Annotated in this window: 1 protein-coding gene; it reads left to right on the forward strand. The window is 64.4% G+C overall.

All coding sequences use genetic code 11. The features are described 5' to 3' along the window. On the forward strand, positions 1–212 hold a 212-nt coding region (locus IMZ11_RS44035), incomplete at its 5' end, for a hypothetical protein (protein ID WP_228649695.1). Between the last annotated feature and the right edge of the window lie 252 nt (positions 213–464).

The raw sequence follows: 464 nt of genomic DNA on the forward strand, positions 1-464 counted from the left end.
TGCTCAGTGTCGCGGCCGTGCTGTGCGCGGGCGGCCAGCTCTATCAGAAGTACGTGGAGCTGCCGATCGCCGGACTGGCCCTGATCGTGATCTGTGCCCTGTCTGCAAGCGGCCGGGTCCGCCGGCATTGGCCGCTGGCGGCCCTGGCGACGCTGCAGACACTCCTGACGGTGGGAATCGTGGTCGTGCCCATTGTCAGCGCCATGGAGTGACGAGGGACCTGTGCCGGCGACGGCGTAACCCGAACCGTCAAGGGAACGGTGACACCAGCTACTGGCGCAAAGTTAGCTGATACCTGTTACGCTGCTGCGCAGAGTCACGCGCGGTTGCTCGGTGTGTGCGTGGTGTTCGGAAGAGAGTCATTTCTGGATCTCGTGGCGAGAGCGAAGGTCTGCGCGTGCTGTGTCGCTTGTGTGAGTCAGATCGGATGGTCAGCGTGCTTGACCTCGGCGCCACCCCGCCGT

It is taken from the genome of Microtetraspora sp. AC03309 (genome assembly GCF_020826795.1).
Taxonomy (GTDB): Bacteria; Actinomycetota; Actinomycetes; order Streptosporangiales; family Streptosporangiaceae; genus Microtetraspora; species Microtetraspora glauca.